This window comes from Dyadobacter sp. Leaf189, assembly GCF_001424405.1.
Taxonomy (GTDB): domain Bacteria; phylum Bacteroidota; class Bacteroidia; order Cytophagales; family Spirosomataceae; genus Dyadobacter.
In genome coordinates this window covers 773221-800099 of sequence record NZ_LMPS01000004.1, presented here as the reverse complement: position 1 = coordinate 800099, position 26879 = coordinate 773221, and the positions used below count along the sequence as shown (strand labels likewise).

At 47.3% G+C, this 26879-nt stretch carries 21 protein-coding genes; 1 reads left to right on the top strand and 20 read right to left on the bottom strand.

Translation table 11 applies throughout. The annotated features are described in order from the left end of the window. Nucleotides 1–20: 20 nt before the first annotated feature. Entirely contained in the window at nucleotides 21–1007 is a 987-nt protein-coding gene (locus ASG33_RS12680) for a glycosyltransferase family 9 protein (protein WP_056285335.1), read from the bottom strand. Next, complete coding sequence (locus tag ASG33_RS26075; protein WP_056285331.1) at nucleotides 1000–1914, bottom strand: lysophospholipid acyltransferase family protein; 915 nt, start codon at nucleotides 1912–1914, stop codon at nucleotides 1000–1002. Before ASG33_RS26075 ends, ASG33_RS12680 begins: the two co-directional genes overlap by 8 nt. Before the next feature lie 253 nt (nucleotides 1915–2167). Between ASG33_RS26075 and ASG33_RS12670 the strand changes: the two genes are divergently transcribed. Beyond that, nucleotides 2168–2437 (top strand): hypothetical protein, encoded by a 270-nt coding sequence (locus ASG33_RS12670; protein WP_409012518.1) that lies wholly within the window; start codon nucleotides 2168–2170, stop codon nucleotides 2435–2437. Nucleotides 2438–2440: 3 nt separating this feature from the next. Here the strand turns inward: ASG33_RS12670 and cobA are convergent, their stop codons facing one another. The 18 genes from cobA to ASG33_RS12580 form a co-directional block, all read right to left on the bottom strand. After that, complete coding sequence (gene cobA / locus ASG33_RS12665) at nucleotides 2441–3205, bottom strand: uroporphyrinogen-III C-methyltransferase (protein ID WP_056285329.1); 765 nt, start codon at nucleotides 3203–3205, stop codon at nucleotides 2441–2443. A gap of 84 nt (nucleotides 3206–3289) precedes the next feature. Beyond that, entirely contained in the window at nucleotides 3290–5518 is a 2229-nt protein-coding gene (locus ASG33_RS12660) for a HEPN domain-containing protein (protein ID WP_056285325.1), read from the bottom strand. A gap of 129 nt (nucleotides 5519–5647) precedes the next feature. Next, nucleotides 5648–6892, bottom strand: a complete 1245-nt coding sequence (locus ASG33_RS12655; RefSeq protein ID WP_056285322.1) for a sulfate adenylyltransferase subunit 1 — start codon at nucleotides 6890–6892, stop codon at nucleotides 5648–5650. 94 nt (nucleotides 6893–6986) lie between these two features. Continuing rightward, entirely contained in the window at nucleotides 6987–7928 is a 942-nt protein-coding gene (gene cysD, locus ASG33_RS12650; RefSeq protein ID WP_056285319.1) for a sulfate adenylyltransferase subunit CysD, read from the bottom strand. A gap of 138 nt (nucleotides 7929–8066) precedes the next feature. Then, nucleotides 8067–8771 (bottom strand): phosphoadenylyl-sulfate reductase, encoded by a 705-nt coding sequence (locus ASG33_RS12645; protein WP_056285315.1) that lies wholly within the window; start codon nucleotides 8769–8771, stop codon nucleotides 8067–8069. Between the two features lie 9 nt (nucleotides 8772–8780). Continuing rightward, the gene (locus ASG33_RS12640) at nucleotides 8781–9227 is read right to left on the bottom strand and encodes a type II toxin-antitoxin system VapC family toxin (RefSeq protein ID WP_056285311.1); all 447 of its coding nucleotides are present in this window, start codon (nucleotides 9225–9227) and stop codon (nucleotides 8781–8783) included. Continuing rightward, nucleotides 9224–9568 carry a hypothetical protein gene (locus ASG33_RS12635; protein ID WP_056285308.1) on the bottom strand — a complete coding sequence of 115 codons (345 nt, stop codon included), beginning with the start codon at nucleotides 9566–9568 and terminating at the stop codon, nucleotides 9224–9226. The genes ASG33_RS12640 and ASG33_RS12635 overlap by 4 nt, the downstream gene beginning before the upstream one ends. 24 nt (nucleotides 9569–9592) lie before the next feature. After that, nucleotides 9593–10780 (bottom strand): PLP-dependent aspartate aminotransferase family protein, encoded by a 1188-nt coding sequence (locus ASG33_RS12630; protein ID WP_056285303.1) that lies wholly within the window; start codon nucleotides 10778–10780, stop codon nucleotides 9593–9595. Between the two features lie 198 nt (nucleotides 10781–10978). After that, entirely contained in the window at nucleotides 10979–12151 is a 1173-nt protein-coding gene (locus ASG33_RS12625; protein ID WP_082489200.1) for a sulfite exporter TauE/SafE family protein, read from the bottom strand. A gap of 156 nt (nucleotides 12152–12307) precedes the next feature. Further along, a complete protein-coding gene (locus ASG33_RS12620) occupies nucleotides 12308–14596 on the bottom strand; it encodes an FAD-dependent oxidoreductase (RefSeq protein WP_056285301.1) in 2289 nt (762 codons plus the stop codon). 40 nt (nucleotides 14597–14636) lie between these two features. Continuing rightward, nucleotides 14637–16664, bottom strand: a complete 2028-nt coding sequence (locus ASG33_RS12615) for a glycoside hydrolase family 2 protein (protein ID WP_056285298.1) — start codon at nucleotides 16662–16664, stop codon at nucleotides 14637–14639. Nucleotides 16665–16702: 38 nt separating this feature from the next. Continuing rightward, nucleotides 16703–18424 (bottom strand): sodium:solute symporter family protein, encoded by a 1722-nt coding sequence (locus ASG33_RS12610; protein WP_056285295.1) that lies wholly within the window; start codon nucleotides 18422–18424, stop codon nucleotides 16703–16705. A 139-nt stretch (nucleotides 18425–18563) separates the two neighbouring features. After that, nucleotides 18564–21134 (bottom strand): glycerophosphoryl diester phosphodiesterase, encoded by a 2571-nt coding sequence (locus tag ASG33_RS12605; protein ID WP_056285292.1) that lies wholly within the window; start codon nucleotides 21132–21134, stop codon nucleotides 18564–18566. Next, nucleotides 21131–22105 (bottom strand): FAD:protein FMN transferase, encoded by a 975-nt coding sequence (locus ASG33_RS12600; protein WP_056286488.1) that lies wholly within the window; start codon nucleotides 22103–22105, stop codon nucleotides 21131–21133. Before ASG33_RS12600 ends, ASG33_RS12605 begins: the two co-directional genes overlap by 4 nt. Before the next feature lie 61 nt (nucleotides 22106–22166). After that, a complete protein-coding gene (locus tag ASG33_RS12595) occupies nucleotides 22167–23957 on the bottom strand; it encodes an FAD-dependent oxidoreductase (RefSeq protein ID WP_229238629.1) in 1791 nt (596 codons plus the stop codon). A 4-nt stretch (nucleotides 23958–23961) separates the two neighbouring features. Continuing rightward, entirely contained in the window at nucleotides 23962–24099 is a 138-nt protein-coding gene (locus ASG33_RS25945; RefSeq protein ID WP_200942776.1) for a hypothetical protein, read from the bottom strand. Nucleotides 24100–24231: 132 nt separating this feature from the next. After that, nucleotides 24232–25167: a hypothetical protein gene (locus ASG33_RS12585; protein ID WP_056285283.1), complete on the bottom strand. Its 936-nt coding sequence runs from the start codon at nucleotides 25165–25167 to the stop codon at nucleotides 24232–24234. 213 nt (nucleotides 25168–25380) lie between these two features. Beyond that, complete coding sequence (locus ASG33_RS12580) at nucleotides 25381–26877, bottom strand: RagB/SusD family nutrient uptake outer membrane protein (RefSeq protein ID WP_056285280.1); 1497 nt, start codon at nucleotides 26875–26877, stop codon at nucleotides 25381–25383. Between the last annotated feature and the right edge of the window lie 2 nt (nucleotides 26878–26879).

Here is a 26879-nt window from a genome sequence, read left to right as displayed (position 1 = left end):
ATTGATCATGGAAATTAACACTATTTTTCAGGCGGTAGTTCTTTGATCGGGAAAGAGAATGAAATCTCGTTCATGCATTTGAAGTGTTTCTGCGGACATGATTTGTAGCCGATCTTGGAACAGGGACGACAGCTCAGTCCTTTCCTTTCCAAAACTTCAAATGTGGTTTTGTAAGGATACATGCCAAATTCGGGGACTGTATTGCCCCAGATCGAGTACACTTTTTTCCTGAATGCAGCCGCTACGTGCATTAAGCCGGTATCGTGGGAAAAAACGATTTTTGCATGGCGGATCAGTGAAGCCGACTGGTTAAAATTGTATTTGCCGCAGCTGTTGAAGATCAGTCCGCCGGGTAATGCGGCTGTTATTTTTTCACCATTGTCAAAATCCTCGGGGCCGCCGAGAAGAATGGTCGGGTAGTTGATTTTTTTACAAAGTTCAATCATTCGCTCAACCGGTAACTTTTTGGTACCATGCTGACCACCGATCGCGTAGGCAACAAACCCGTTTTGATGCGCGGCGGGCAGCCACCCGGTTTCTACGTGGTCTTTATAAGGAATGAAATAATCGAGCCCCTCGGCGTCGTTTACTACACCAAAACCTTTAAGAGTATCCATATTCCTGTCCACGATATGTACATCGGGCAGGTAATTGATCTTGAATTGCGTGAGCAGCCACTTTTGCACATTCAGTTTTTTGAAGCTGACAGCCGGAACGCCCAGTGCAAACTTGATACGCAGCGTGCGGACATTATGATGAAGATCAATCAGGTAGTCGAAATTTTCGGCTTTGAGTTGTGCGAGCAATTCCTTCGTGTTCTTTTCCAGCAGCCAGATTTTGTCAATATAAGGATTGTCCCGCAACAGGAACTCGAACTTGCTTTTGGTAAAATAGTGGATCTCAGCGCCGGGATATTGCTTTTTCAAACACCTCACTACCGGAGTTGTCAGGATAATATCTCCGATTGAAGAGAAGCGTAAAATCAGGAATTTGGCAGGTTTATTCACTTTGAAGTTCTTGGCGTTGCTGATTGGGGAGGAGATTGGCCGGCCGGCGATGCTTCCAGCGGCGGTGACTCCACAACCAGTTATCCGGCTGTGCAATGATATCTTCTTCCAAATGCTGTATCTGACTTTGCAGGATCGCATTGGTCGGTTCCAGCCTCGGAGTTTCTGTAATCAGTTTAAAGCTGGCCTTGTAAAAGCCCCTTTTCGTCCGGCTTTTGGCGATTCCCATATACAAAACGGGCGCATTCAGCCTGCGCGCGATCAGTTCACCGCCTCGGAAAAAGCCAGTGTCCTGATGCAGGAATGTAGTCCAGTATGCTTTTTCCGGAACAGGGGACTGATCATTGATCAGTACAAACAGAAATGGTTTGTCGCGCGGTTCAAGTGCTTTGCTGATCGCGTCTTTCATAGGTACCATTTCTGTCCCGAAACGCGTGCGGAAACTGCGAAACCAGTCATCGAAAACGTCGTTGGCAAGCTCGTGGTAAACGACAATGATCTGGTAGGATAGTTTGGCGGAGGCAAACAGATTGAGCATTTCCCAGTTGCCTAGGTGACCAGCCATGACCACCACATTTTGTCCTTTTTCATGATAGTGGTCGAGGATCGGCATTTCAAGATCAAACCTTTCCAGTAAGTCTTCCCTGGAAATGGATATCATCTTGATCGTTTCAAAAATAATGTCGGTGAAGTTCTTGTAGTAGCGTTTGGCAATTGCCTGGATCTCCGAGTCGCTATATGTAGGAAAACTATTCTTTAAATTACTGATAATCACACTCTTGCGGTAGTTTCCCACATTGAATATCAGGTAGCGGAATATGTCGGAAAGTTTATATAACTTCTTCCAGGAAAGCCTCGAAATCGCAGTAAGAAATGATAGAAGGAGCCTGGTAGAAAATGTCTTCATTACTAAATCCTTTCAAAAAGAAGCATTCTACAAAAAAAATAGTTCCGGTCAAACTATGAAAGGAAATGCTGGCTGATTTAGGCAAAGGGAGAGATGTTGAGGCCGCGGCAGTAGCGCGCTCAATGGTTGGCTTTGTTGACAAATTTTGTTAGATTCACTCTTTCAAACACCCGCATGAACTCATTTGGAAGGATTATTTGACATCAAAAATGATCGCCGCCTAAGCGTGTACTTGTACAGGATGGGGTTCGGTATGTGGATGCTGTACCTGGTCCTGGGTGCACCTGCATTGCATACCTATATGCAATACCGGCAGGATTGCGGGTTACTTTCCTTCGCATTCATGATCTTCGGTTTTACAGCTGCGATGGTCTACGATTACTTTCACCATCACGATCAGTATGAGATCAAAAAGAAGTGGCTATTTGTCAGCTATCTGATCCTGGCGGGCATTATCTATTTTCTTGAATTTCACCAGAAAGGGAGAGTAGTTGACCTTCACTGGCTGATCCGGCTGCTCTGAAACTTAGTTTGCGACAGAGCTGCTTTTCTGCATCATTTCCTTTACTTTTTGAATAGACAAATCGGGTAAAGCGGCTACTTTTCCAATCACCATAATAGCAGGAGAGCCAATTTCGCTTACTTTCGAAAGCGGCAGGATATTACTGATTTTTCCTGTTACCACCTTCTGGTTTTCCAGCGTACCATTCTGGATGATCGCTATCGGCTCGTCCGTTTTGTTCAAACCTGAATACATTTCAACGATCTCTTCCAGTTTGTGAAGTCCCATTAACACTACAACAGTGGCGGAAGATTGGGCGGCCAGATGCAGGTCTTTCGATAGCTCGTGCGCTTTGGTAGTGCCTGTTATCACCCAAAAACTCTCACTTACACCCCGAGAGGTCAGCGGAATACCCGCCAACGCAGGAACCGCATAACTGCTTGAAATACCCGGAATAATCTCTGATTCAATACCATGTTCCGCAGCAAAAACGACTTCTTCATAGCCGCGGCCGAAAATAAAGGAATCACCCCCTTTGAGTCGCACAACAGCTCCGTATTGTCTGGCTTTTTCAACGATCAGATCATTGATCTCATCCTGTCCGCAGCTGGTTTTGCCAAAGCGTTTCCCAACGAGAATTTTAACACATTCGTCGGGGCAATAATCAAGAAGTGAGGGGTGAGCAAGGGAATCGTACAACACGACTTTGGCTTTTTGCAGCGCCTTAACTCCCTTTAAGGTGATCAGATCCGGATCTCCCGGCCCTGCACCGATTAATGTAAGTTTCATATCTTGGGGGACTTCGGCTTTCGGTTATCGGCAGTCGGCACTTTTGAAAAGCCGAAAGCTGGTAGCCGAAAGCCGAAAGCCATTTTAACTATCTTTTCCAAACGAAAGCTCCTGCAATACAGGTTCGCCTGTTTCGGCGAGCTGGCTTTCGCGGGTATCTCTTACGAAATCGAGGAATTGAGCCGCAGTGCTGATAAAGTATGTTGCAAACTCCTGCGTGGGCTCAAACTTATTAATGCTGAAAGCCAACGATTTGAATGGAGTTTCCGCTTTTTCTGGCAGCTGGAATTCGGCAGGAGTTTCATACTTGAAATCTTGTCCGAAATGTGTTTCGAAATCGTTGACAATACCATATTGTGTATTGGTATTGACATCCTTCGTCATCAATAATCCCTTAGCACCAGTGATAAGCACGTTATATGCATGGTAAATGGCATCTGCCCAAATACCGGATTCAAAATTCTCTTTTGCAAGATTCAGTTTTTCCTGACCTTCGGTGATCGTCGTAGCAACCAGGTCAACCAGTACGCTCGCACATTCACCAACACCAATCTCCGTTTTAAACAGCTCATCATGATCCCAGTCGCGATAATCATCATCCTGCAAGGTTGACAAGTCAGCGAGTGGTTTCAGGAGTTGGAAAAAGTAATTCTTGGTCTGGCGCTGGTAGTACTGGTTATAATACTCACCATCGAAAGCATTTGCCTCGTAATCATTAAAAAGCAGCCTTAAAGCTTCCGGTCCGCGTTTGGTAGGAACTTTAATCACCTTGTCGCCGATCAGTCCGACACCGTCGCCTGTAAAGCCGCCGCCAAGTAGTACCTGCAATGCAGGAAGTACCAGCTTGCCGTTCTTAATCGAGCTTCCGTGGAAACCGATATTACACGCATTGTGCTGACCGCAACCATTCATACAGCCGCTGATCTTAATCTTGATATCCTGATTGTAGATCATCTCAGGATATTCGTCGCGCATTACATCTTCCAGTACACGGGTAATTCCGTAGCTGCTGGAAATTGCCAGGTTACAGGTATCGGTTCCAGGGCAGGTAGTAATGTCCATGGTACTGTCGAAACCAGGCGTAACCAGTCCGAGCTTAGCCAGTTCGTGGTAAATCGCAACCAGATCTTCGCCTTTTACAAAGCGCAGAATGTATCCCTGGTTAACAGTCACGCGGATATCATCGGCTGCGTACTTGCGTACAACATCCGCCAGGCTACGGGCGATATTGGAGTTCATATCTCCCAGCAATACCCTCAGTTGTACCGCATACCAGCCTTTTTGTTTTTGTTCAAAAGTGTTGGTGCGAAGCCATTTTGTGAAAATATCCAGCTTGTCTGCCTCAATGCTTTCAGCGGCGATTTTGAGGATCTCAGCTTCGCTCAGTGAAGGACGTGGCGCGTAAGTAATGGATTCAATTTCCTTGGTTCCAAAAAGATCCTCAGGAATTGTGAAAACCTTGTTTTTCAATGCTACGCGTTGTTCCTCCACACGCGCCATCATTTCTTCCAGACCCAGGTCATTTAAAAGAAACTTCATACGTGCCTTGTGGCGACGTACGCGCTCTCCATAGCGGTCAAAAACGCGGAGTAATGCTTCTATAAAAGGAATAACATCTTTTTCTTCCAGGAATTCGAAAGCGGTCTGTGCCGAAAAAGGCTGCGCGCCCAGGCCGCCGCCGATCAGCACTTTAAATCCTTTTACAGATTCTCCGGCTTCGTTCACACCCATTTTAGCGATCAAACCCACATCGTGAATGAATGCAAGGGCAGAGTCTTTCTCAGAAGATGAAACCGCAATCTTGAATTTCCGGCCCATGTCCTGGTTAATAGGATTACGGAGGAAATATTGAAAAATCGAATGCGTAAGCGGCGTTACGTCAAATGGTTCGTCAGGATCAATTCCCGCGATAGAAGATGCAGTAACATTGCGAATGGTATTACCACAAGCCTCTTTCAAGGTAATTCCGGCATCTTCCAGGTCTGCCCACAATTGAGGTGAATCCGCCAGTTTTACAAAGTGCAGCTGGATATCCTGGCGCGTGGTAGCATGAAGGTTTCCGGTTGCGAACTTGTCGGAGGTATCTGCAATGCGAACGAGCTGGTCTGCGGTAATGCGCCCGTAAGGTAGTTTGATACGGATCATTTGCACACCAGGCTGGCGCTGACCGTATACACCGCGTGTCAGACGAAATTTACGGAATGCTTCTTCCGGTGTTTCGCCCGTATTAAACGCATTGATTTTGTTGTTCAAATCAATGATATCACGCTTTGCAACGGCGGATACTTTGTCAGAAATCAATATTTCGCTCATGGTATATATTCTTTTCTTCTATCGGAATAGTATATTGTTTGTGTGTGTGTGTTGCCTTTCAGGGTATTAATTGGTTGCGCTGAGCAACTTGTCATGCTGAGCGCACCGGGCCGCCGGGCAATTGCAGCATTATTCTATCATACAAGCCCCCACAGTCACATTTGATGTCTCGTCAATCAGAATTGCTGCGCCGTTTGCGCGGTTTTTCTGATAGGGATCGTAAGCAATAGGCTGGGCTGTTCTTAATATAATTCTTGCAACGTCGTTCAGTTTCAAGCTGTCAACTTCGTCGATCTTTTCGTAAGAGTTGATATCGATCTGATATTCAATGTCACGGATCGAGCAGCGGGAGCGGGCAGTACCGTGTTGTAAGATGTATTTGCTTCCTGCTTTCAGCGGCTTTCTGTCGTCCATCCAGCAAACCAGTGCTTCAATGTCCTGACTTACAATAGGAGCGTTGTTCAATGAAACAATGGTATCGCCGCGGCTGATATCTATGTCGTCTTCAAGCAATATCGTTACCGATTCTAGAACAGAGGCTTCTTCTATTTCGTTTCCGCCAAATTCGATTTTAGCGATTTTAGATTCTTGCTCAGAAGGCAAAACTTTGATCAGATCACCCTTTTTAAAGCTGCCACTCTGTACCCGCCCTGCATAGCCGCGGTAATCATGCAGCTCGTCGGTTTGCGGACGAATTACATATTGTACTGCAAATCGGCCGTCTTCCAGATTCTGGTCTTTCAGCACATTAACATTTTCCAGAACCGAAAGCAATGTCTCACCGGTGTACCAGTTCATGCTGGTGGATCTGTCTACAATATTATCGCCGTTCAATGCACTTACCGGAATGATCGTCAGGTCTTTGATCGCCAGTTTCTGCGCCAGTTCCTGATAAGATTTAGCAATTTCCAGGAATGCATCTTCCGAGTTCCCAACCAGGTCCATTTTGTTAACTGCCACAATTACATGCGGAATCCCGAGCATGGAAGCGATCAGCGAATGTCTGCGGGTTTGTTCCACTACACCGTGACGCGCGTCAACCAGAATAATAGCCAGGTCTGCATTCGATGCGCCGGTTACCATATTTCGGGTATACTGAATATGCCCAGGTGCGTCAATACTGATAAACTTGCGGTTTGGCGTCTGAAAATATTTGTAGGCTACATCAATGGTAATCCCCTGCTCACGCTCAGACCGAAGTCCGTCCGTAAGTAAAGCAAGGTCAATTTCACCTGCATTACGTGTCTTGCTGGCGCGTTCGATGGCTTCCATCTGATCGGCCAGGATATTTTTTGTATCAAAAAGCAAGCGGCCGATTAAGGTACTTTTTCCATCGTCAACCGATCCTGCTGTTATAAATCTTAGTAAATCCACTTGAAATCTGTTTAAAGTCTATGAGTTTATAGTTTATGAGTTCAGAGTTTACGAGAAAACTTTAAACTCATAAACTCCTAAGCTTTAAACTGCTTTAAAAATATCCCCCCTTTTTTCTATCCTCCATTGCCGCTTCGGTTTGTTGGTCGTCAATGCGGGTTTCGCCTCTTTCACTGATCCTCGAAACTGTAATTTCAGCAATTACTTCATCCAGGGTTGCTGCGCTTGATTCAACGGCTGCTGTACAGGTCATATCACCCACAGTCCGGAAACGGACCTGGCGCGTAACGATCTGATCTTCCGGGTCGCTTTCGATCACCGGCGTGTGGTTGAGCAGTTTGCCGTCGCGTAAAATCAACTCTCTTTCGTGGGCAAAATAAATAGATGGTAGTGCGATACCTTCTCTTTTCAGGTAAGCCCATACATCCAGCTCGGTCCAGTTCGAAATCGGGAAAACGCGCACGTTTTCGCCTTTCTGTATTCTTCCGTTAAACAGGTTCCACAATTCAGGGCGCTGACGTTTTGGGTCCCACTGACCGAATTCGTCGCGGAAAGAGAAGATACGTTCTTTTGCGCGTGCTTTTTCTTCATCCCGGCGGGCGCCGCCAATGCAAGCATCAAATTCAAATTCTTCAATCGTGTCCAGCAAAGTAAAAGTTTGCAGCCAGTTACGACTTGCATTCTTACCAGTCTGTTCTTTCAGCCCTTTCGCTTTGATCGTATCTTCCACATATCTCACAATCAGCTTCGCGCCGATCTTTTTAGCAAGCTCATCTCGGTATTCAATTGCTTCAATGAAATTATGTCCGGTATCCACGTGTACCAGCGGAAACGGGATTTTACCGGGCGCAAATGCTTTTTGGGCAAGATGGACGAGCGTGATAGAATCCTTTCCACCTGAAAAAAGCAGTGCAGGGCGCTCAAACTGTCCCGCTACCTCACGCATAATGTAAATGGCTTCTGCTTCAAGCTGATCCAGGTAATCCGGCGCTTTCTTTTCCGCTCCTACCGAAGCCTCATTGACTGAAATTGACATGGTTGTTTAATTTTTCTTGCAAGAATTATTTGGCAATCGGCTTTCGGTAATCGTCCGTCGGCTTAAAGCCTCAAAATTATTTATAGATCGCGGAAGCAAAGTTCGATTGCCGGCAGCTGATTGCCGACGGCTAGCGCACTATTTCGCATGCAGCCCGCATTCTTTCTTTGATTCATCTTCCCACCACCAGCGACCGGCGCGGAAATCTTCGCCTTCCTGGATCGCTCTTGTACAGGGTGCGCAGCCGATACTTACAAAACCTTTGTCGTGCAGCGGATTGTAAGGGATACCATTTGATTTTACGTAATGTTTTACCTCTTCAAAATTCCAGTTCAGGATAGGATGGAACTTTACCAGCTGATGCGCCTCGTCCCATTCCAGCTGCGGCATGTCGTGGCGATTGCCCGATTGTTCCGCCCGGATACCTGTAACCCATATCTTAGCGCCTTTAAGTGCACGGTTCAAAGGCTCTACCTTGCGGATAAAGCAGCATTCTTTTCTGTTTTCAACGGAGTCGTAAAAGCTTAGCGGGCCTTTTGTGCTCACCAGCTCTTCTGCTGCGGCTGTCTGCGGATAATATACTTTGATCTTCGTGTCATACCGGTTATTAGTTTTTTGCAGCGTCATATAAGTCTCGCTGAAAAGCCGGCCCGTATCCAGTGTGAAAATCGTGATGTTCAGGTTGTTCTTTAAGATCAAATCAGTAATAACCTGATCCTCATAGCCCAGACTGGTCGAAAACACAACTTCGCCCGGGAACAAGTCAGCCAATACAGCCAGCGACTCAATTTCGCTTTTCCCGGCAATAGCAGCATTTAATGATGATATTATTGTCTCGTTCATGGTGATTTATTAATTCAAATCGAAACGGGTGACGTTTAAAAATTCTTTATTCAAATGATCAAAGTCTTTATCCGTCGTTACTAATGTTGCACTCAAAACACTCGCCGTCGCAGCAATCCACAAGTCATTTTTGCCCATGTTTCTGGCTGAGCATTTTAGCGGTTTTTTCGGCAATCTGTCTTGACTGAAAGCGTCAATTTCTGCGTACCGTTGTATTATTGGCTTTTTTAGTTCCTTTATAATCAGCACAGATTCTTCAATAGAATTCAATGCTTTCATTTTTTGCTCACCCCAGTTATTTTGAATTCCGATAGACGTTAACTCTGCCATGCAAACTGCCGAAGTAAACATTTGACTCACGCCTCCTTCATCTTCAAAGTACTTTTGTAATGTGTTAACCAGATTGTGTTTTCGTAAATAAGCAAGCAAAATGTTGGTGTCAAGGAAGTATCTCATTTATTAAGCTGAGAAAGTAAAAGCTCAAATGGTTCTTGTATGTCCATTTTATCAGCAAGCTTTTTCATTCTTTCCTCGTCAAAACCCTTATAACTCTGCTCCTGTTTTATGCTTTCGATCCATTCTACTGTTGATGCGTATTCCGTGGTTGGTTCGAGCAGTTCCTTTGCAGGATCACCCTCCGGCAATGAATAATAAGACAGATCATTCAATGAAACGTCTGCAAGATCTGCTGCCTGCTTCGCATCGAGTGCTCCCTTTTTAAACAGCTGTACTGCAATTGAAAGCAGCACTTCTTTTTTCTCAAATTGATCTGGAATTTCAATTGTTAATGTGTGCATGATCTAGCTGTTTTTAAGTGATTACTACTCCAATATACCACTTTTAACCGACACCTCAACCGCCTGGGTGAAGTCTTCGATCAGGTCTTCAATGTCTTCCAAACCTACTGAGATACGGATCAGACCAGGGGTGATACCCAATGCTTTTTTCTCCTCCGGCTTCAATTTCGCGTGGGTTGTTGTGTTTGGATTCGTTACGATCGTTCTGGTATCTCCCAGGTTTGATGATAGCGAAGCAATTTCAAGTGCGTCCATGAATGCGGCGACCCTTTCAAATCCACCTTCCAGTTCAATGGTCACAACCGCGCCGCCTGCTTTCATTTGCTGCTTTGCCAGTTCATGCTGCGGGTGAGAAGCCAGGAAAGGATATTTCACCTGCTTCACGTCCGGGTGTTTTTCCAAAGCTGTCGCAAGCTGCAATGCATTGGCCGCGTGTTTTTCCATTCTCAGGTTCAGCGTTTCAAGACTCTTGCTCAAAACCCAGGCGTTAAACGGAGACATTGACGGGCCAGTCTGGCGACAGAAAAACCGCAATTCTTTGATATATTCTTTTTTTCCAACAACAATTCCACCCAATACACGGCCTTGTCCATCCATGAATTTCGTAGCCGAATGCAAAACGAGGTCAGCACCGTAATCCGCGGGGGTTTGCAAAGCGGGTGAGGCAAAGCAGTTATCTACATTAAAAATGATATTGTGCTTCTTGCAAATGCGGCCGATCATCGCCAGATCTACCAGGTCCAAACCGGGGTTAGAAGGTGTTTCCAGGTAAATCATGCGCGTATTAGGCTGAACCGCGGCTTCCCATTCAGCTTCTGTTGCGTCTGCATCCAGGTAAGTATGCGTAATGCCCCATTTGCTCAGGATTTGGGTAATTACCTGATGCGCTGAACCAAACAATGCACGACAAGCCAGAATATGGTCGCCCGTTTTCAACAAAGCCGCCATACTCGCAAACACAGCCGCCATTCCGGTTGCAGTCGCAACGCCGTCTTCACAATCTTCCAGGAGGCACACTTTGTCTACAAATTCCTGTACACTCGGATTAGAAAAACGGCTGTAAATATTACCTTCTTCTGTTTCCTCAAAGAGCGCTTTTCCCTGTTCGGCACTTTCAAAAGTGAAGCTGCTAGTCAGGAAGAGCGGAGTGGAATGCTCGCGGTACTTCGTTTTGCCCGTTTGCGTGCGGATTGCTTTGGTTTGTTTTTTCATTGGAAGCTGTTGGCTTTTAGCATTTAGCTATTAGCTTTTTGGCTGTTAGCAGTTAGCTTGTAGCTCTTTACTTTAAATTATTTGTAAAACTATCGATGGTCGTCCCTTATAACTTACCTAATCCTTTCCTTCCTCCTCCATTCTCCCTTTCCTCCCTAAAAAGCTAAAAGCTAATTGCTAACAGCTAACAGCTTTTAGCTAAAAAATAACCATATAAATTATCCTCAAACTCACAATAATAACAATGGTACCTACCATGATCATCATTGTTTTGATCGGTAGTCTGCGTGAAAGGTTGGCGGCGATTGGGGCGGCTACCATTCCGCCTAGTATCAATCCCAGGACGACCTGCCAATGCGAAAAACCGATGATGCTGATGAATGTGATCGAACTGGCAAGCGAAACGAAAAATTCAGCCAGGTTAACCGAGCCGATGGTATATTTCGGGTGACGTCCGCGGGCGATCAGCGTGGAAGTTACGATTGGTCCCCAGCCGCCGCCGCCTATCGAATCGAGCGTTCCGCCCGCCATTGCAAGCCAGCCAATTTTCCGGATTGGCTTTTTTTCGACACGCTTTTTTAACGCTTTCTGAACGATAAGAATTCCCAGTATCAGCGTGTAAACTGCCACCAATGGCTTGATAATGTAGATATATTGTTCGAGTGAAGACAGTAGGTAAGCACCCGTAATCGCGCCGAGGACGCCGGGGAACAGGATCTTTTTGAAAAGTTTGCTGTTTACATTGCCGAATTTCAGGTGCATGTACCCCGAAACCCCGCTGGTGAATATCTCAGAACTGTGCACACTCGCACTCACAGCCGAAGGTGGTACGCCCAAAGTCAGCAGAAACGTAGCCGCTGTCACGCCATACGCCATTCCCAGTGCGCCGTCGATCATCTGCGCGACAAACCCGCCGAGTACATAGTAGAAAAAATTCTCATTTACTTCCAGCTCATTCCAGAGCACGGTAAGGCGATCGTAGGTGAAAAATGTAAATAACAGATGCCCGAGCACCATTAATGCAATCGCAGAGAAAATATTGACAGCTACTTCGGTCCGGGTACGTTTGCGGACAGTCGCTGCCCATACTTTTTGCTGGATCGTTTCCCAGGTAAGGGGAGTGCGTGCCGGATGAATGTGCGGATTTGCAGTTGTTTCAGAAGTGGTATTTGCGAGAGGCTTGTTGAAAGGCAGGTCCGATTCACCCGGCAAGTCGGGCAGGTAAACAACCTGACCTTTTTCCCGTGCAATCGCAGCCAGCCGGCGATCTTCATCAGGATTTCCGCTCGCGATGTAAGCTACGTCGAGTGATTCCCAGTCGTTTGCTGCGTTGGTATCAGATGAGGGTGTAAAATCCGCCGCTTCCTTCAAAGTCTATTAACTATACTATTCTTATAGAGTAATTTAAGCATGCAAAGTTAATTTCATTTTGTTAATTATCAAAGACAGGTTTCAAGCAGCTGCTTTACAAACCTGTCTTTGACTTGAAGGGACTGTGTGTCGTGCAAAATTCTTCGGCTGATCGCCTCAGTAGCAGCGTATTTCGAAAAGTGCAGCTGGAATGTCCGGGTTTTTGCTAACGATATTTAGTTTCAACGATCTTGTACTAACCGGCTTTTCAAGCCTGATGCGCCGCCTGGTCTGGTGGTTTTCGCTGATGCTGCCAATTACATTTCCCTGATCATCCAAGAGTTCGAGCGCTGTTACGCAGAAAGGCATTACATTTTCCGGGTGAACATAGATCACGTTTTCCATTGGATGATCTGAATCCGTATCAAAAACAAGATCTATCTGGTTGATAATGACTGCTTCATTCCAATTAATTGTCACAGATGGAGCCTCGTCTTCCAGTGCGGATACCCACGCATTAGGCGCGGCTATCGGTCGGTGCAGTCCGTTTTTCAGGTTTTCTGTTCCAAATGCATTGAGGCGCCCGCCAAGCTGAAATGCGAGGTTTTTTCCCTCAGGTCTTCGTTGCGGACACCAGAATTCAAAGGTATCTACCCCCAGATCTTCGGTCGGCTCCTGTTTTCCGTAGTTTGAAACAGCAGGATTGGTCGCATTGAAAACTGTTAAAACGCCCGTTACTCGCTTGTCGCTGTATTGTATTTTGACTTTTTCGTTCTTCAAAAAACAAACAAAAGCGTAGCATTCTTCGTCGAACGAAGCGTCCCAATCGAGCTGGATTTCCTGCCTTCCCTGATTTAATGTCAGCGATTTTCTTTCGATTGTCACATCAGGAGTGTGATTGAATGCCTTGCTGCTTTTGCGCAACTCTACTTCCAAAGTGGTATTTTCCAAAACATCAACCCAAACCTTCACAAATGGCATTTTACCCTGAACCGGCAACATTTGCGCTACTGAATGCACAATAAGGGACCAGTGATCCGAGCCGGGTAGTCCCGTAAGCCGCAGCTCTGATGAAGCTGAAATGCCGGAAGCTTTTTGAACCAGATCTTCATGATCGGAAATAGCTGTTTGCGGCAGATACTGTCCCGATCTCCAAAGTTCAAGCTGGTATTCTTTTAAATGCTGTTGGCCTATCTCGCGCGGCGTACAGCCGTACTTTTTTGCAAGCGCCGCCGCGATACCTACCGCCTGCCCGCCAACTGCACTCGTTGCCATTACCCGCGTCGAAGCAAATGCCACGTGCGTTGCGCTGATAATGCGGCCTGCTATAAAGAGGTTAGTGATATTCCGACTGTAATAGCATCTGTAAGGAATGCTGTAAACGCCTTTGCTATGCCACTGATTACAACCTGATTGGTCGCTGTAAACACCATCGGCCGGGTGCAGATCCAGGCTCCAACCGCCGAAAGCAGCTGTATCTTTAAATGTCGTTTGCTCAACAATATCCTGCTGTTTAAGCATGTAATCGCCTTCAAATCGCCTGCTTTCGCGCTTCCCCGGAATGGTACCCACCCATTCGAGCGTCATGTTCTCCGATTCGGGAAACTCGCCTGAATTTTTAATGTAATTCCACGCACCGTATACGACCTTCCAGAGTTCCCATTTGATCTGCTCAGTATCGTGTACCGTATCCATTCTCCCGCCAAATTCCAGCCACCAGAGCCGACAGCCGAAATCTTTGGGATTAAAGGTTTTATAGCGTGGTATCTCGGTAATATCCTGCAATGCATAGGAGGGAGGAATGAACTTCACTGGCCGGCCCGCATCTTTGGAATAAAAATACATGGAATGCCCCAGCAGCTCGCCGTAGGCTTTATCCGGCGCAAATTTCTCACCAAACTCCTCCATTGATTCCGCGCCCATTCTGAATGCAGCCCCGGCGAGAAAACCCAGGATTCCGTCGCCGGAGGCGTCACAAAACAAGGGAGCCGACACTTTGTATTTCGTGCTGTTCTGACTGCAAAATGCGTGAACTGCCTCTATTTCATTACCTTCCTCTCCATCCCCTGTTTTTTTGTCCAAATCAAAAACCGCAGTATTGAGCAGCAGCGTAATATTAGGTTCCTGGATTACTTTTTCGAGCAAAACAGTATCGAAAATCAGTGGGTTACCATCAGGGTTCCGGTAGATATTTTCAAGCATAATCTCGTCGATCACGCCGCCTTCGCGTGCCCAGCGGTTGTTGTTTCCCATGTGAGAGGTAGCGCCGAGTATCCACAGTCTTACTTCGCTGGAACAGTTTCCACCGAGCACCGGCCTGTCCTGGATCAACGTTACTTTCACACCCGCCCGCGCCGCAGTAATCGCCGCGCAGGTACCCGATAATCCTCCTCCTACAATCACCAGATCAGCCGCGGATTCAATGGTTTTCGGTGTTCTTTTCGCAGAAGCTTCTTCTTGTATCATTTTGTTAGATTTTTTACGTCACTGGTTCAAAGCGCGACGCTTATTCCAATGCGAACTCAGCTTCCGTTGTGAGGAAACCCGTTGGTTTATAGATCGAGATATGTGTTTTTCCTTCAAATCCGCGGATGGGAACAAGTACTTCCCTGCTTTCGCCGGGGTTTAGTTCGGGGATGCTGACTTTTGTGTCCGAAGTTTTAATGTAGTAGCCGGATAGCTTTCGCGCAGGGAAATCAGCCCGTGCTGTGACTTTGATCGTCAATGTGTTAGCTCCCAATTCGCCAGACTGGTAACCCACTTTTTCAATTGTCACCGGCGACAATTCCTCCTGATGCACCTTGTAAGCGCGGCGGGGAGAACGGTCGGCGCCGACGATCCCCCAGGGACGGAAACCATTTGCATTGGTACCAAACAACTTGCTGCGATAATCGTTGTAAGTCCACCAGGAAGTTGCGGCCACGTAAGGTCTTTTACGTACTTCGGCAATTACGTCCCGGATATGCTGCGCCTGGTATTCCTCGCCGCCCTTTCCGTCGGAGCGCGTGCCCCATTCGCTGATGAAAATGGGCTTGTCGGGATATAGTTTATGAATGTGATCGAGGGATTTCGCGTGACCGCCATAGGTGTTGGTCGAAACAAAATCCACATACTGACTGGCTTCGTCCTCCGGTTTCGCAGGCAATGCATTCAGGCGCATGCTCGCAAAAGTGTATAACCGGGTAGGGTCCACTTCCCTGGCGAATGCGATCATATCCTTCGTCCAGCGCTGACCGGCGGGTTCTTCAGACAAATATTCATTGCCGACGCTGTAAGCAATCACGCTCGGGTGGTTCCAGTCGCGCTCGGCCATTTCCCGGAATTGCGACCTGAAATTGGCGCGCATGGAATCATTGTCCATTTGCTTGCCTGTCAGCTGCCAGTTACCCGCTTCTGTGATAATCAGCATACCGAATTTGTCGGCCAGGTCATAATAGTATTCGGCAGGTGTATAATGCGTAAGCCGCTGGAACTCCATACCAGCTTCTTTCATCAGGCGGAAGTCTTTTTCAACGAGCCAATCCGGCTCCATAGAACCAAGACCGGGATAATCGAGTACCCGGTTACCGCCTCCCACTTTCAATGGCTTACCATTCAGCAGGATCTGTGCATTACGGACTTCAACTTTCCTTATGCCAAAATGGGATGCGATCGAGTCAGTACCAACGGTGGCTTTCAGTTCGTACAGATTTGGCTGGTCGAGGTCCCACAACTTTACGTAGGCGGCGGGAATGCTCGCTTCCGCTTCCATGAGCGCAGTTTGTCCGGCTGGTATGTTCGCCGGTTTTGCTTTCCATTTCAGTGTAACAAGTTTTTTATCCTGGAATACAGTGAATTCTGCTTTCGGTGAAACTGCATTTGCAGATGCATTTTTTATGCGAATCCGGGCAGTAATACTCGCGGTGTTTTTGGCAAGATCCGGTGTGGTTTCAATCTTGATATTTTCAGCATAAACCTCCGGCTCGATGGTGAGATAAACCGGGCGGATCAGCCCGCCGTAATTGACCCAGCCGACAAAAGAATCGTCCATTTTGTTATTATCCTTCACTCCGGGAATGGTGTTGGTTTTCCAGGTATTGTTGTTCACAGCTACCACCAGCTCGTTGTTTTCTTTGAGCAAATCAGTCACATCAAAACTGAATGGGGTATACCCACCTTCATGCTCCCCGACCTTTTGACCATTGAGCCAAACGTAAGTCTTGTAATAAGCCGCATCGAAATGCAGGATCACGCGTTTGCCCGAAGCCGGTTTCCAGGGGAAAAACTTGCGGTACCAGGCGGTTCCTGTGTAAAATTCATAGCGCGGGTCTGTCGAAAAACAATGCGGTACGGTCACCTTATCCTGCCGCGCAGTTTTGGCGGTCCCTTCTTTATACCACTGATTTGAAATCCCCAGCTCGGCCGGGTCCAGTACAAACCACCAGTCGCCATTCAGCGAAATCGCACCGGGATCTTTGATATGGTACTGCGCGAAGCTGTTTTGGGAAGCCCAGCAGATGATAACCAAGAGCAGCGCTCTAAATTTATTGTTCATAAAATGCGTTAAGGGATTCAAATGGATTAACTAAAAGGTCATTCGTGCGGATAATTTTCTTGAACTGGTAGTAGCACGTCCACACTGACTTTCCGCGACGCTACAAAGGGAATCAATGCTGAAAACAAGACTACTGTTGCGATAATGGCAGTGATCATCGCCCCAGAAGTAGTCAGAAGACTCAGGATAAAAAGCATAACCGCCGTGAAAAGCAGGGCTCCTGCAATGACCTGCAAGCCAAACCTGTTTTGGCGCTTGATCTCAACAACTTCCTCTTCATTGATTTCCAATGCGTCAATACGCTTTTGTTCTTTAGTTTGGAGATACGTCAGGTATTCAGCCGCAATGCGGTTTTTGGACCGTGCCCAAAGTTCATAAGCCAGCAAAAGCAGCAGCGGCAGTCCCACACCCACGATCGTTTCCATTCCCCGCGATAGCTTGAAATCAAGCAACAGCGGAGACAGGATTTTGAAAAACAGATTGACAAGCAGTCCGATACCGGTAACCCAAAGCGTTGTTTTCGCATTCAGCCTTTTGGAAAACAAAGCCCAGAGCGGCGGTGCCAGCAGCGGTCCGCCGGAAATGGCAGAAATGCTCAAAACTACTTCCACAATGCCGCCAGCCGCCGGTACCAGCAATGCAATGCCGATCATGCCCAAACCGAAAAACCAAGAAGAGCCCCGCGCAACACGGATCAGTTGCTTGTCGGAAGCCGCCGGGTTGACCATTCCTTTATAGATATCATTGGTAAAAACAGCGGATACTACATTTAAAGCGGTATTGGCACTCGCAGAAGTGGAGAAATACATTCCGGTGAGCATCAGGCCCAATAAGCCAGGAGGTAACACCAGTTTGCAGATCATCAAATAGGCATTTTCAGTATCCAACCCTGTCAATGCGGGATTGATTGCCTTGTAGATCATAGGCGGGAACATCCAGATCACCGGGCTGATCAGGTATAAGCCTGCAAAAAGAAGTGCGACTTTCCTGGCCGATTTCTCACTGTCGACGCTCGTATAACGCTGCACCATGGTCCAGTTTCCACCGATGTAGCAGATATGGTAAATGACAAATGCGAGGACAAAGCCGAAAGTGTATTCGCCATTTAGCAAATTGAAAAAATCATCAGGAACATTTTGCGTAAAGCCTTCCCAGCCACCTACTTTTTCAAAAGACAAGGGAAGCAGAATGAACACCGCAGCAGATAAGACCACAAATTGCAGGATGTCCGTCACCATCACCGCCCAAAGTCCGCCGACAGCCGTGTAAGCAATCATAAAAAGCCCTAATCCGATCGTACAAGGCACTAATGGAAGATCCAGCGAGGCACTCACAAGCCGGGCGACCGGATACAGAACCGAGCCTTTGATAAAAACCGAAACCAGTGTAAAAATGAAGATGTAAGTCTTCTGGACGGGCAGCCCAAGCCGCTCGCGGATGAATTCAGCGGCGGTAAGCGCACCCGTTCTTTTCCAGCGTGGCGCCAGGTAAAGTGCGGTAACCAAGGCACCAATGCACATCGTCCATTGAATGGTAATCGCCACCCAGCCATGCTTGTAGGCAATGGAGCCCCAGGCCACAAACGTTCCGGCCGAGAAAAAGCTCATAAATAAGGACAGACCCCCGATAAACCAGGGAACTGCCTCGCCTCCGGCAAAAAAGGATTTCAGGTTCCGTCCCGTCCGCGCAAAAAGCATCCCAATCCCGAGCACAAATGCGGAGAAGACAAGGATGACAATGGTATCGATGTTGTTGTTCATGTTGTTGTTTAAATGCTAACTTTCAATCTGCTCCTGCCGCTTTTTGTCATGCTGAGCGGAGTCGAAGCACGCTACCCTGCGCGCACAATGTAGCTGACGCACCTTCCCTTCGACTCCGCTCAGGGTGACAAAAAGGTTTCTAATACTGAACTTCAAGTGTCTTCAAACCAAAGGGCGGAATTGTGAATTGTTCTATTTTCGCAGGATGGTTGTCTTCCAGCCATTTCATTGCATTGATCTTTTTGGAACTGCCGATTTTGGACTCATCAATTTTCAATGCAAAATCCGTCGCGTCCGCACTGTTGTTCATCAGGATTATATAAGTGCTGTTTTTTGAGGTAGACTGCGCGGTAATGCATTCAATAGCAGCATGATCCGGTGTCGCAAGTCCCGCTTTGATCACCAGGTTGGCCTGATCTCCAAATACATTTCCCGGCTCGAAACCATAAGTCTGGTGCGGGCCTACTTTCGGTGTGACAAAGCCTCTCGGAAAGCTGATTTTTCCATTGGATCTCAACTCCGCTTCCGACAACAGGTAATCGGTAATCCAGCCGACCTGCCACCACGCATGGTGCGGGTAGGGGCCAGCACCGCGGTTCATTGCATTCCAGTAATAGGAAGCGACGCTCGTTTTGCTGTCCACAAATGCATCGCGGCCAATCGCAGCCGAGCGTGCCATATCTGCGAAGATCTGCTCGCCAGTCAGTTTGTACATCCGGATAAACATCCCCGCGTGGCTCGCCAGCTGAATAGGGCCGTGGCGGACAGCAGAACCGAAAATGCCGCCATGTTCGAAGCTGAGGCCGGTTTGGCTGATCTCCCAATCCTCCCGGGCTACTCCGTTCACCGTTTTTGGATCGTGACTCGCAATAGGATGTGTGTAAATGGAGGTGGTATAAATTTTAGCGCAGGTAACCGCCGCGTCCTGGTATTTTTTGTTTTTGGTTAAATCATACAAATCCAGCAAAGCCTGCGCTGATTGGCCGGTGGCGAAATCTGGCGCATAACGTGCATCTCCGCAAACGCCAAGGAAAGAACCCGTTTCTACTGCATTTTTGATAAACCAGTCAGCCCCTTTTTGCGCAGCTCTTAGGTACTTTTCATCTTTTAGAATCCTATACGCGACAATCATCCCGTAAAAAGTCGGCCGCACATCTTTGATATCCCTGAAAAGTTCCTGTTCATTTTTCCGGTCGTAAGCCACTGCCCAGCTTCCGTCAGATTTCTGCCAGCTCAGCAACTTATCGGCACCCAGCCGCAATCTTTCCTTCAATTCGGCATTACCTGGCTCGAACAAGAGCATATTGCCCACATCGAGCGTCACATAATATGTCAGCGCGATAGGCTCCACCACTTCTCCCCATTCTTCAACAAACTTTTTGCTTTTGGCGAGATAATATTGGCCTTCGATTGCACCATTGAAAAAGCCTTTATCAGTTTCCTGCTGCACCAGCTTGAAATTGAGCGCAGGTGGCAGCACTTTTTCTTTCAGCTCCAGATCGTTGGTCGCATGGGCCAGCATCCACATGGCGCCGTAGTCCGCATTTTTCATCGCATCCTTATTAGAACCCACCACGCCGCCCAGATAGGATTGCGCGCCGATCTGCTTGCCTTCATACTCCTCAATATTCCAAAGTGAAGTTTCAGGATTGGTGAGATACAGATGCATTTGCTGAATGCGGTCGGTCTGCGACTGTTTGTTTTTGCGGAGGGCCAGCGTTTCGTCAAATTGATAAATGTCATTCGCTGCATGCTTGATTGCCTGGAACCAGTCGCCGGCAATGATGCTGTACCTGAATGAAAAGGTAAATTCCTCGCCTGCATTGAGTTCCGATTTTTCCTCACCCAAAACAGGGTAGTAAATGGTAGGCGCAAGCTGACCTTTCCGGTTCATGTGCGACAAACCAATGTGCCAGTCCGTTTGCGTGATCTTGTCCTTTTTCCAGGGGTCTCTCGCCAGCCCCGGCTCGGGAATTACCGATACGGTCACACCATTTTTGGTAGTTACCAGCGGACTCAATGTACTTGCACAACGCTCGCGGTAGATCACCGGCCGGTCGGGTACGCCGTGACCGTAAGCATAAGCGAGTGCGAAGTTCTTTTGCAATGCATTTCCCTGGAAATAACCCGGCACGGAAGTCCAGCCAAGCTGCTCTGCAGGCACGGTTCCCAGCGTAGGAGTGGCCATTGAAAAGTAGCCTATTGTTTTCGCTTTCACCGTCATTTTCACCAGGATATCCGTCGGATTTTGCGGATCGAAACGCCAGTTGCCGGTGACGGTAGCAACTTCGGTTTCCTTTGAAAACTCAATCGCATCCGGTTTGACCAGCATTTTGGCAGGCAGGAAATGTATCGCCTGACCGGCTTTATTGAGAGAAACATCATTGATGCTTTCCTTCCATTGTTCCTGCTGATAATGATAGGATTTCTCAGGAAATGTTCCGCCGGTTATTTTTTCAAAACTTTCGGTAGGCTCTCCGGAGGGTTTTGTGGCCGAATACAACAAAGTATACTCGCCGGAAGGCTTGGGCCCATCAATCCATTTTCCATCCTTTTTAACCTGCAAAACACCGATCGGAAATGTGCCTTTATTGTCTCCCTGCCACACTACTCTGACGTGGTCATTACTGAGACTGTTCAGGTATTTTTTCTGGCCAAATGCTGCTCCTGAGATCAGTAGCGAGATGAATATCGTTGTGGTAAATTTCATGGGTTAGGTATTTCTTTGATCAATTCCTTCATTCCTTCGGTCACGTACCTGCTTACTTTTCCTTTTTCGTCTGTATAGATCAGGTAGGCTTCCAGGTCATTTTGTTGTGATAAAAACTGCTTTGTCGCTTCCAGTCCCATTACAAAAAACGCGGTATCATATCCGTCAGCTGTGATCGCATCTTTGGAAAAAACGGTGACGCTTAGCAGCGACGTTTCTTCCATAGAACCCGTTTTTGGATTGATGATATGGTTGAAAACGCGGCCGTTTCTAGTAAAATGATTGTTGTAGTTACCCGCAGTCGTCATCGCCAAATCCGTGAGTTTCACAGTCGCAAACAATTGTCCGCGTTTCAATGGATTTTCAATACCCGCGGTCCAGGGAAGATTATCATTCTTATTTCCCGAACACACTACTTCGCCCCCGATCTCGACCATAAACCGGTCGATATTCCGACTCCTGAGAAATGCGCTCACAATATCGACCGAATACCCCTGCGCGATCCCGTTCATATCCAGCCTCACACCCGCTTTCATCTTTGTAACAGAATCTGCATTAAAGCTAATTTTCTCAAAGCCAACATATTGAAGCAGTGAATCCACATTCGCCAGCTCGGGATCTGTTCTCTTCGCACCAAATCCCAGTGCTTCTGTCAGCGGCATAATAGTAGGGTCGAAAGCGCCATTGGTAGCTGCGTATATTTCCCGGGATCTTTGTAAAACAGGATAAAAATATGGAGACCTGAACCGATGCGATCCGGTGCTGTTATTGAACGCAACTATCTCTGAATCTTTTCGGTACAATGACAGACACTTATCAAAATCCGCGAGAATAGAGTCGATCTGTACTTTGAAATTTCGGCTCTGCTGATCAAAATATTTGATATGGTAAGTAGTACCCTGCGCCTGGCCTGAAATGGAAATCATAGGCTCGTCCCCGGCAGCTTTTGCATTCACCGCGGGAACGAGCATTTGAAATACCATTAAAAGGAGCGCAAACGAACTTTTCAAAATCAGCAGATCAGTATGTTACTCAAGGCTGCGGGGCGAGGGTTTCTCCTTTCAGGATTCCCATTAATTCCGGTAAATGTTGTTCGTACACGCCGCGCGGAGTGGTTCTGTACTTTTTGGTCAGAGATGCTGCAAAGCCTACCACTTCGCCCATCATGCCGCAGGTACGCATTACCCGCGTGCTGCCGAATGCAACGTGCGTGGTGCTGATATTCCGCCCGGCCATGAACAGATTCTGGATATTTTTGGAATACAAACAGCGATAGGGGATCGTGTAAGGCGCCACTTTGATGTGTTTTGTTCCGGCAAAAAACTCCTGGCCTTCAAAGTACTTGCTGTTCTTGGCGTCGGGAAAATGCAGGTCGATGGTCCAGGTAGCAGTTACCGAACCGTCGGGATAAAATTTACCTTCCTGAATGTCCATCTGGTTCAGGATATGATCACCGATAATGCGTCTCGATTCCCTTTTACCACCGATATAGGCAACCCAAGCCAGCTCATGCTTCGCGTACTTCGCGGCTTTGTTCTTTTTTAAATAAGACCAGTTTCCATAGATCGCGCGCAGGTTGTGATCGCGGATTTTCTCAGCATCAGTAATGGTATTGAAGTTGCCAAACCCTGTTTCCCATTGCCAGTCAGCCTTGGGTTCGTCAATGTGGTATTCGTCCGAAAACTGGATCGCCCAGGGTGTTTCCGGGAATGAAGAAACGGTGTCGCGCGGGAGCGAAGCCCACAAATTTGAGGTACCTAATGTAAAATCGTCCGACTTTTCCGCCGCGAGTGACTCGCCTGTTTCGGCCTTGCTCTCACGTCCCATTCTGAACTCCGCGCCAGCCAGGAAACCGATCGTTCCGTCGCCGGTGCAGTCGGAGAAGAAGGAGCCTGCAAAACGTGTCTCTTTATTGGTAGCAATATCCCGGCCCACTACCGCGGTGATGATATCGTTCTCTTTTTCCACTTTATAAACATGCGTGTTCAGAAAGAGGGAAATATTCGGCTCGGCTTTTACGATGGATATCTTGCGCGCGTCGCCGTATTCTTTTGCATCCGGGTTACCGTTTCCGGGATCACCATTGTCCATTTCCCGCACAATGCGGCCGAGCTTGGGATAGTGGTTTTTGTCCACGTCGCCCATTAAATGCACCCGGATTTCAGAACTGTTATTTCCTCCCAAAACGGGCCTGTCCTGGATCAATGCAACTTTAAGTCCCATTCTAGCGCCAGAAATGGCAGCACAAGTCCCGGCAATGCCGCCGCCGACTACCACCAGATCAAACTGGCCGGCTTCGACAGGTTTGTCAGTCAGATGCAGCAGTTTTTTCCGGAAGGCAGTCAGCTCTTCGAGCTTGTTGGGCGGGGTAAATTTCAGATCATCAGTAAACAAAATCGCGTCGCAGCGACCGTTGAAGCCCGTCAGGTCTTTCATCAGGAGCTTTGTTTCGGCAGACTTGATATCCACCTGGCCTCCGTCGTACCATTTCCATTCATCGGACCCGCTTTCACCAAATACCTGACCGGCTGCTTTTCCATCAACCAGAAGCTGAAACTTGCCCGGACCTTTGGGGAACGGCGCCCAATCTTTGGTACGCACCCACATTCGGTATTTGCCCGTCTTAGGAAAATTGACTGTAGTAGTCGCATCTTTCACAGGTCGCCCCATTCCGTGCGCCATTAAGTACGACGAGCCCATTACTACAAAAGACTGCTGATCAATTACCCAGCCGCCTTTGTCGGTAAACGATTCTGTTTCGACAAAAACGTGATTTTGGGCAGAGACAGACAAAGACAGAAGAAATACGAATGATATGATCATCTTTCTAATCATGTTTCCCATTGTCTTCTCGATTGTCTCTCTTATTGTCTTTCTTATTGTCTCTCTTGTTGTCTCTCTTGTTGTCTCTCTTATTGTCTTTCTTATTGTCTCTCTTGTTGTCTTTTCCGTTGGCTGAAGCCAACGGGAATTGATTAAAAAATCTATTGGTCGGGTTGGCTTCAGCCAACAGAAATTGAACAAATAATCCATTGCCCCGGGCTTTAGCCCGGGGACTTTGAAGGGGTTTAGCAATTTGTCAGGTGTTTTCATGAGTTTAGTTTTTTGCCAGTATTTGATTGATTAGCGAGGCTTGTTCCTGGTTTGCATTGGTTAATGCGGCTTTAAGGTTGTTTGCGAGTGAGCTGGTGAGCGGAATATTGGCCAGCTTTTTCAACATTGTGATCTGCAATGGATAGGCAGCTTTCTGATAGCTTTCCCAGAGCCAGACCTGCCTTGCTTCGCTTTCGAAGAAGGAGTTGTTCACATGCTGCAAAGCATATTTGGCCGTAAAAATATTTTTGCCGGCGATGATCTGCTGCAAGTCTTGTTCAAAAGGTTTTGACACACTTCCATCCTTACCTACCACTTTTTCCATTGCCCAATATTGATAATGGTAATTGTTGCTGGTCAGGAAGCTGTGCAGCAGCTTGTCGTCGGTGTAGCTTTCGATGATCTTCTGCATTTCGGGTACCGCTTTTCCGTAGGCGATTTGCCAGAGGGTATAGCAGGTATAAACTGCGCCGTCGATCACCTGATTTTTGATGGTTTTCAAGGTAGCACCGGCTTTTACATCCACTGAATCCGTGAGGTCTTCAGTACCTGTTGTGATGAGATCCTCCATTTTGAGGTCTGCGAAAATGGAGTTGGGTTGCGCGAGAATATCCTGCAACTTCTGGTAATCCTCTTCCTTAAACTCGTCGTGATCCACTTTTGTGAGCACTTTGTTTTTGGGAAGGTCGTACCGCATATAGTTACCCAGCAAGTCCCAGTAAAAATTGATATACACCGGTTTGCATTCATTGGTGTAGCAAACCGGTGTGAAAATGTTTCTGAAAAAATACTGCGGGCGGCCTTTGTCGTCAAGCGCGAGTTTCAATGTATAAGTCAGCGTGTCATTCTCCACGATCCTGAATTCCTTCACCTTTTCATTCCGGGGAACGAAGGAGGGGTTGTTCAAGAAAAGCGATAGGAAGAAAGCGACACTTAGCATATTGTATTCACATTGATTTTAGGTAAAAAAAGGTCTACAACGGATTGTTACATGGACCTTTATTCATTTTCTCTTTACAGCTCGTTTTCCAGGAAGCTCCTCCGGAGCTCGGGATTGTTTGGGGAATGCCAGTTTCTATAAACAGGAGGCCGCGCTGCGGCCGATTGTGACCAACCATTCATTCATTCACTCATTCAATCATTCAAAATTGCCTCACTTCCAATCCGGGTTCTGTTCAATCAGCGGGTTTGCATTGATCTCGTCCTGGGGAATTGGGAAGTATTTGTTTTTGGGTTGAACCGGGCGTGAAGGATAGACGGAGTTAACCGCCTTGGGAATCACGGTGAGGAATTTGTTTGTTCTCGTGAGGTCGTACCAGCGGTCGCCCTCGGCAAACAATTCCCACGATCTCTCCTGAATCACGGCGTCGATAAAAGCATCTTTGGTCAATCCTTTTGCAAGGTCGGCCAGGCCCGCTCTTGTGCGGACAGCATTGATGAATTCATAAGCCTTAGCGGAAGGTCCGTTCAGACGCGCCTCTGCTTCTGCGGCAATGAGGTAAATATCCGCCATCCGCAGAATCGGTATGTTGGGGATCAAACCTGTGCTGGAAACGGGATCCTGGTATTTCTTTATCAGAACAGCATCCGTAGTTATGGGTGTAATGCTTTTCTGAGGAACCCATTTGCCAGATTTATCAATGAAAGTAGTGTCCAGTAACTGTCGGCGCTTGTCTTTTGGATCAAATGAATTGAAAAACGACATATAGGCGAACATCGAACCATAGGAGGTTTTTGAATACTCCACACCCGCACTGCCGACCGGACCAGCCAAACTGGTGAGCTGGTGCCCGTTTCCTGGCGTAATAGGATCCGCTTCGTAAGCCCAGATATTCTCCCGGCGCGCTTCATCTTCTTTCAGGTAACTGAAAACATCCATTACATTGGGCAGCAAAGCGTATTTGCCAGAATTAATAACAGCTTCTGCCTTTTCCAGCGCCTTCGCCCAGTCCTGATTGTAAAGTGCAGCTTTGGCATAAAGCGCATCTACGGCTTCTTTGGAAGGCCGCCCTTTTTCATTAGCAGGGTAGGAGACAAGCCCGGACTGTCCTGCCTGATCGAGATCGCTGTAAATTTGTTTGTAAACATCTGCTGCCGCACTTTTCGGAGCATAGGCTTCGGTTTCTGTCACGCTGGGTTCGGTTTTTACCACCACGTCTCCGAAATTCTTGGTGAGCGTCCAGAAGTAAAAAGCGCGCAGAAAGTAAGCCTCTCCCAAGATTTGTTTCTTCCGGGTCTCGTCCATCGTTGCGTCCGGGACTTTGGTAATGATCCAGTTGGCTCTTTCTATTCCACTATACGATGATATCCAGAGCTGCTGAGGCGATTCATTGGTGCGACCTGCACTTTTCTGAACTGTATAAGTTGGTTCTACCGTGAATAAGGTTAGTGAGTTGCGGCCTACCACGCCACGCGGATAGACCTGATCTGCGCTGAAATCAGGTACCATGGTGGCAGCCGGACCGCCGTAAAGGCTGCTAAGGGCATCGTAAACTGACAGCAAGCCTTTTTCAGAATCGGAGGCCGTTTTATAAAAGGATTCGACAAAGATCGAAGAGTAAACTTCTTCTTCCAACTGGCAGGAACCGGTTCCCAATGCAAGCGCAACGAGGGGAAGGATTTTCTTGAATGCTATTTTAGAAAGTTTCATAT

Coding starts and splice junctions, on each gene's coding strand:
- ASG33_RS12615 (WP_056285298.1), bottom strand. CDS start 16,664: ATGAACAATAAATTTAGAGCGCTGCTCTTGGTTATCATCTGCTGGGCT.
- ASG33_RS12630 (WP_056285303.1), bottom strand. CDS start 10,780: ATGAAAAAACAAACCAAAGCAATCCGCACGCAAACGGGCAAAACGAAG.
- ASG33_RS12645 (WP_056285315.1), bottom strand. CDS start 8,771: ATGAACGAGACAATAATATCATCATTAAATGCTGCTATTGCCGGGAAA.
- ASG33_RS12595 (WP_229238629.1), bottom strand. CDS start 23,957: ATGATCATATCATTCGTATTTCTTCTGTCTTTGTCTGTCTCTGCCCAA.
- ASG33_RS12670 (WP_409012518.1), top strand. CDS start 2,168: ATGTGGATGCTGTACCTGGTCCTGGGTGCACCTGCATTGCATACCTAT.
- ASG33_RS12605 (WP_056285292.1), bottom strand. CDS start 21,134: ATGAAATTTACCACAACGATATTCATCTCGCTACTGATCTCAGGAGCA.
- ASG33_RS12640 (WP_056285311.1), bottom strand. CDS start 9,227: ATGAGATACTTCCTTGACACCAACATTTTGCTTGCTTATTTACGAAAA.
- ASG33_RS12660 (WP_056285325.1), bottom strand. CDS start 5,518: ATGAGCGAAATATTGATTTCTGACAAAGTATCCGCCGTTGCAAAGCGT.
- ASG33_RS12585 (WP_056285283.1), bottom strand. CDS start 25,167: ATGCTAAGTGTCGCTTTCTTCCTATCGCTTTTCTTGAACAACCCCTCC.
- ASG33_RS12635 (WP_056285308.1), bottom strand. CDS start 9,568: ATGCACACATTAACAATTGAAATTCCAGATCAATTTGAGAAAAAAGAA.
- ASG33_RS12610 (WP_056285295.1), bottom strand. CDS start 18,424: ATGAACAACAACATCGATACCATTGTCATCCTTGTCTTCTCCGCATTT.
- cysD (WP_056285319.1), bottom strand. CDS start 7,928: ATGTCAATTTCAGTCAATGAGGCTTCGGTAGGAGCGGAAAAGAAAGCG.
- ASG33_RS12600 (WP_056286488.1), bottom strand. CDS start 22,105: ATGCTCGTTCCCGCGGTGAATGCAAAAGCTGCCGGGGACGAGCCTATG.
- cobA (WP_056285329.1), bottom strand. CDS start 3,205: ATGAAACTTACATTAATCGGTGCAGGGCCGGGAGATCCGGATCTGATC.
- ASG33_RS26075 (WP_056285331.1), bottom strand. CDS start 1,914: ATGAAGACATTTTCTACCAGGCTCCTTCTATCATTTCTTACTGCGATT.
- ASG33_RS12620 (WP_056285301.1), bottom strand. CDS start 14,596: ATGATACAAGAAGAAGCTTCTGCGAAAAGAACACCGAAAACCATTGAA.
- ASG33_RS12580 (WP_056285280.1), bottom strand. CDS start 26,877: ATGAAACTTTCTAAAATAGCATTCAAGAAAATCCTTCCCCTCGTTGCG.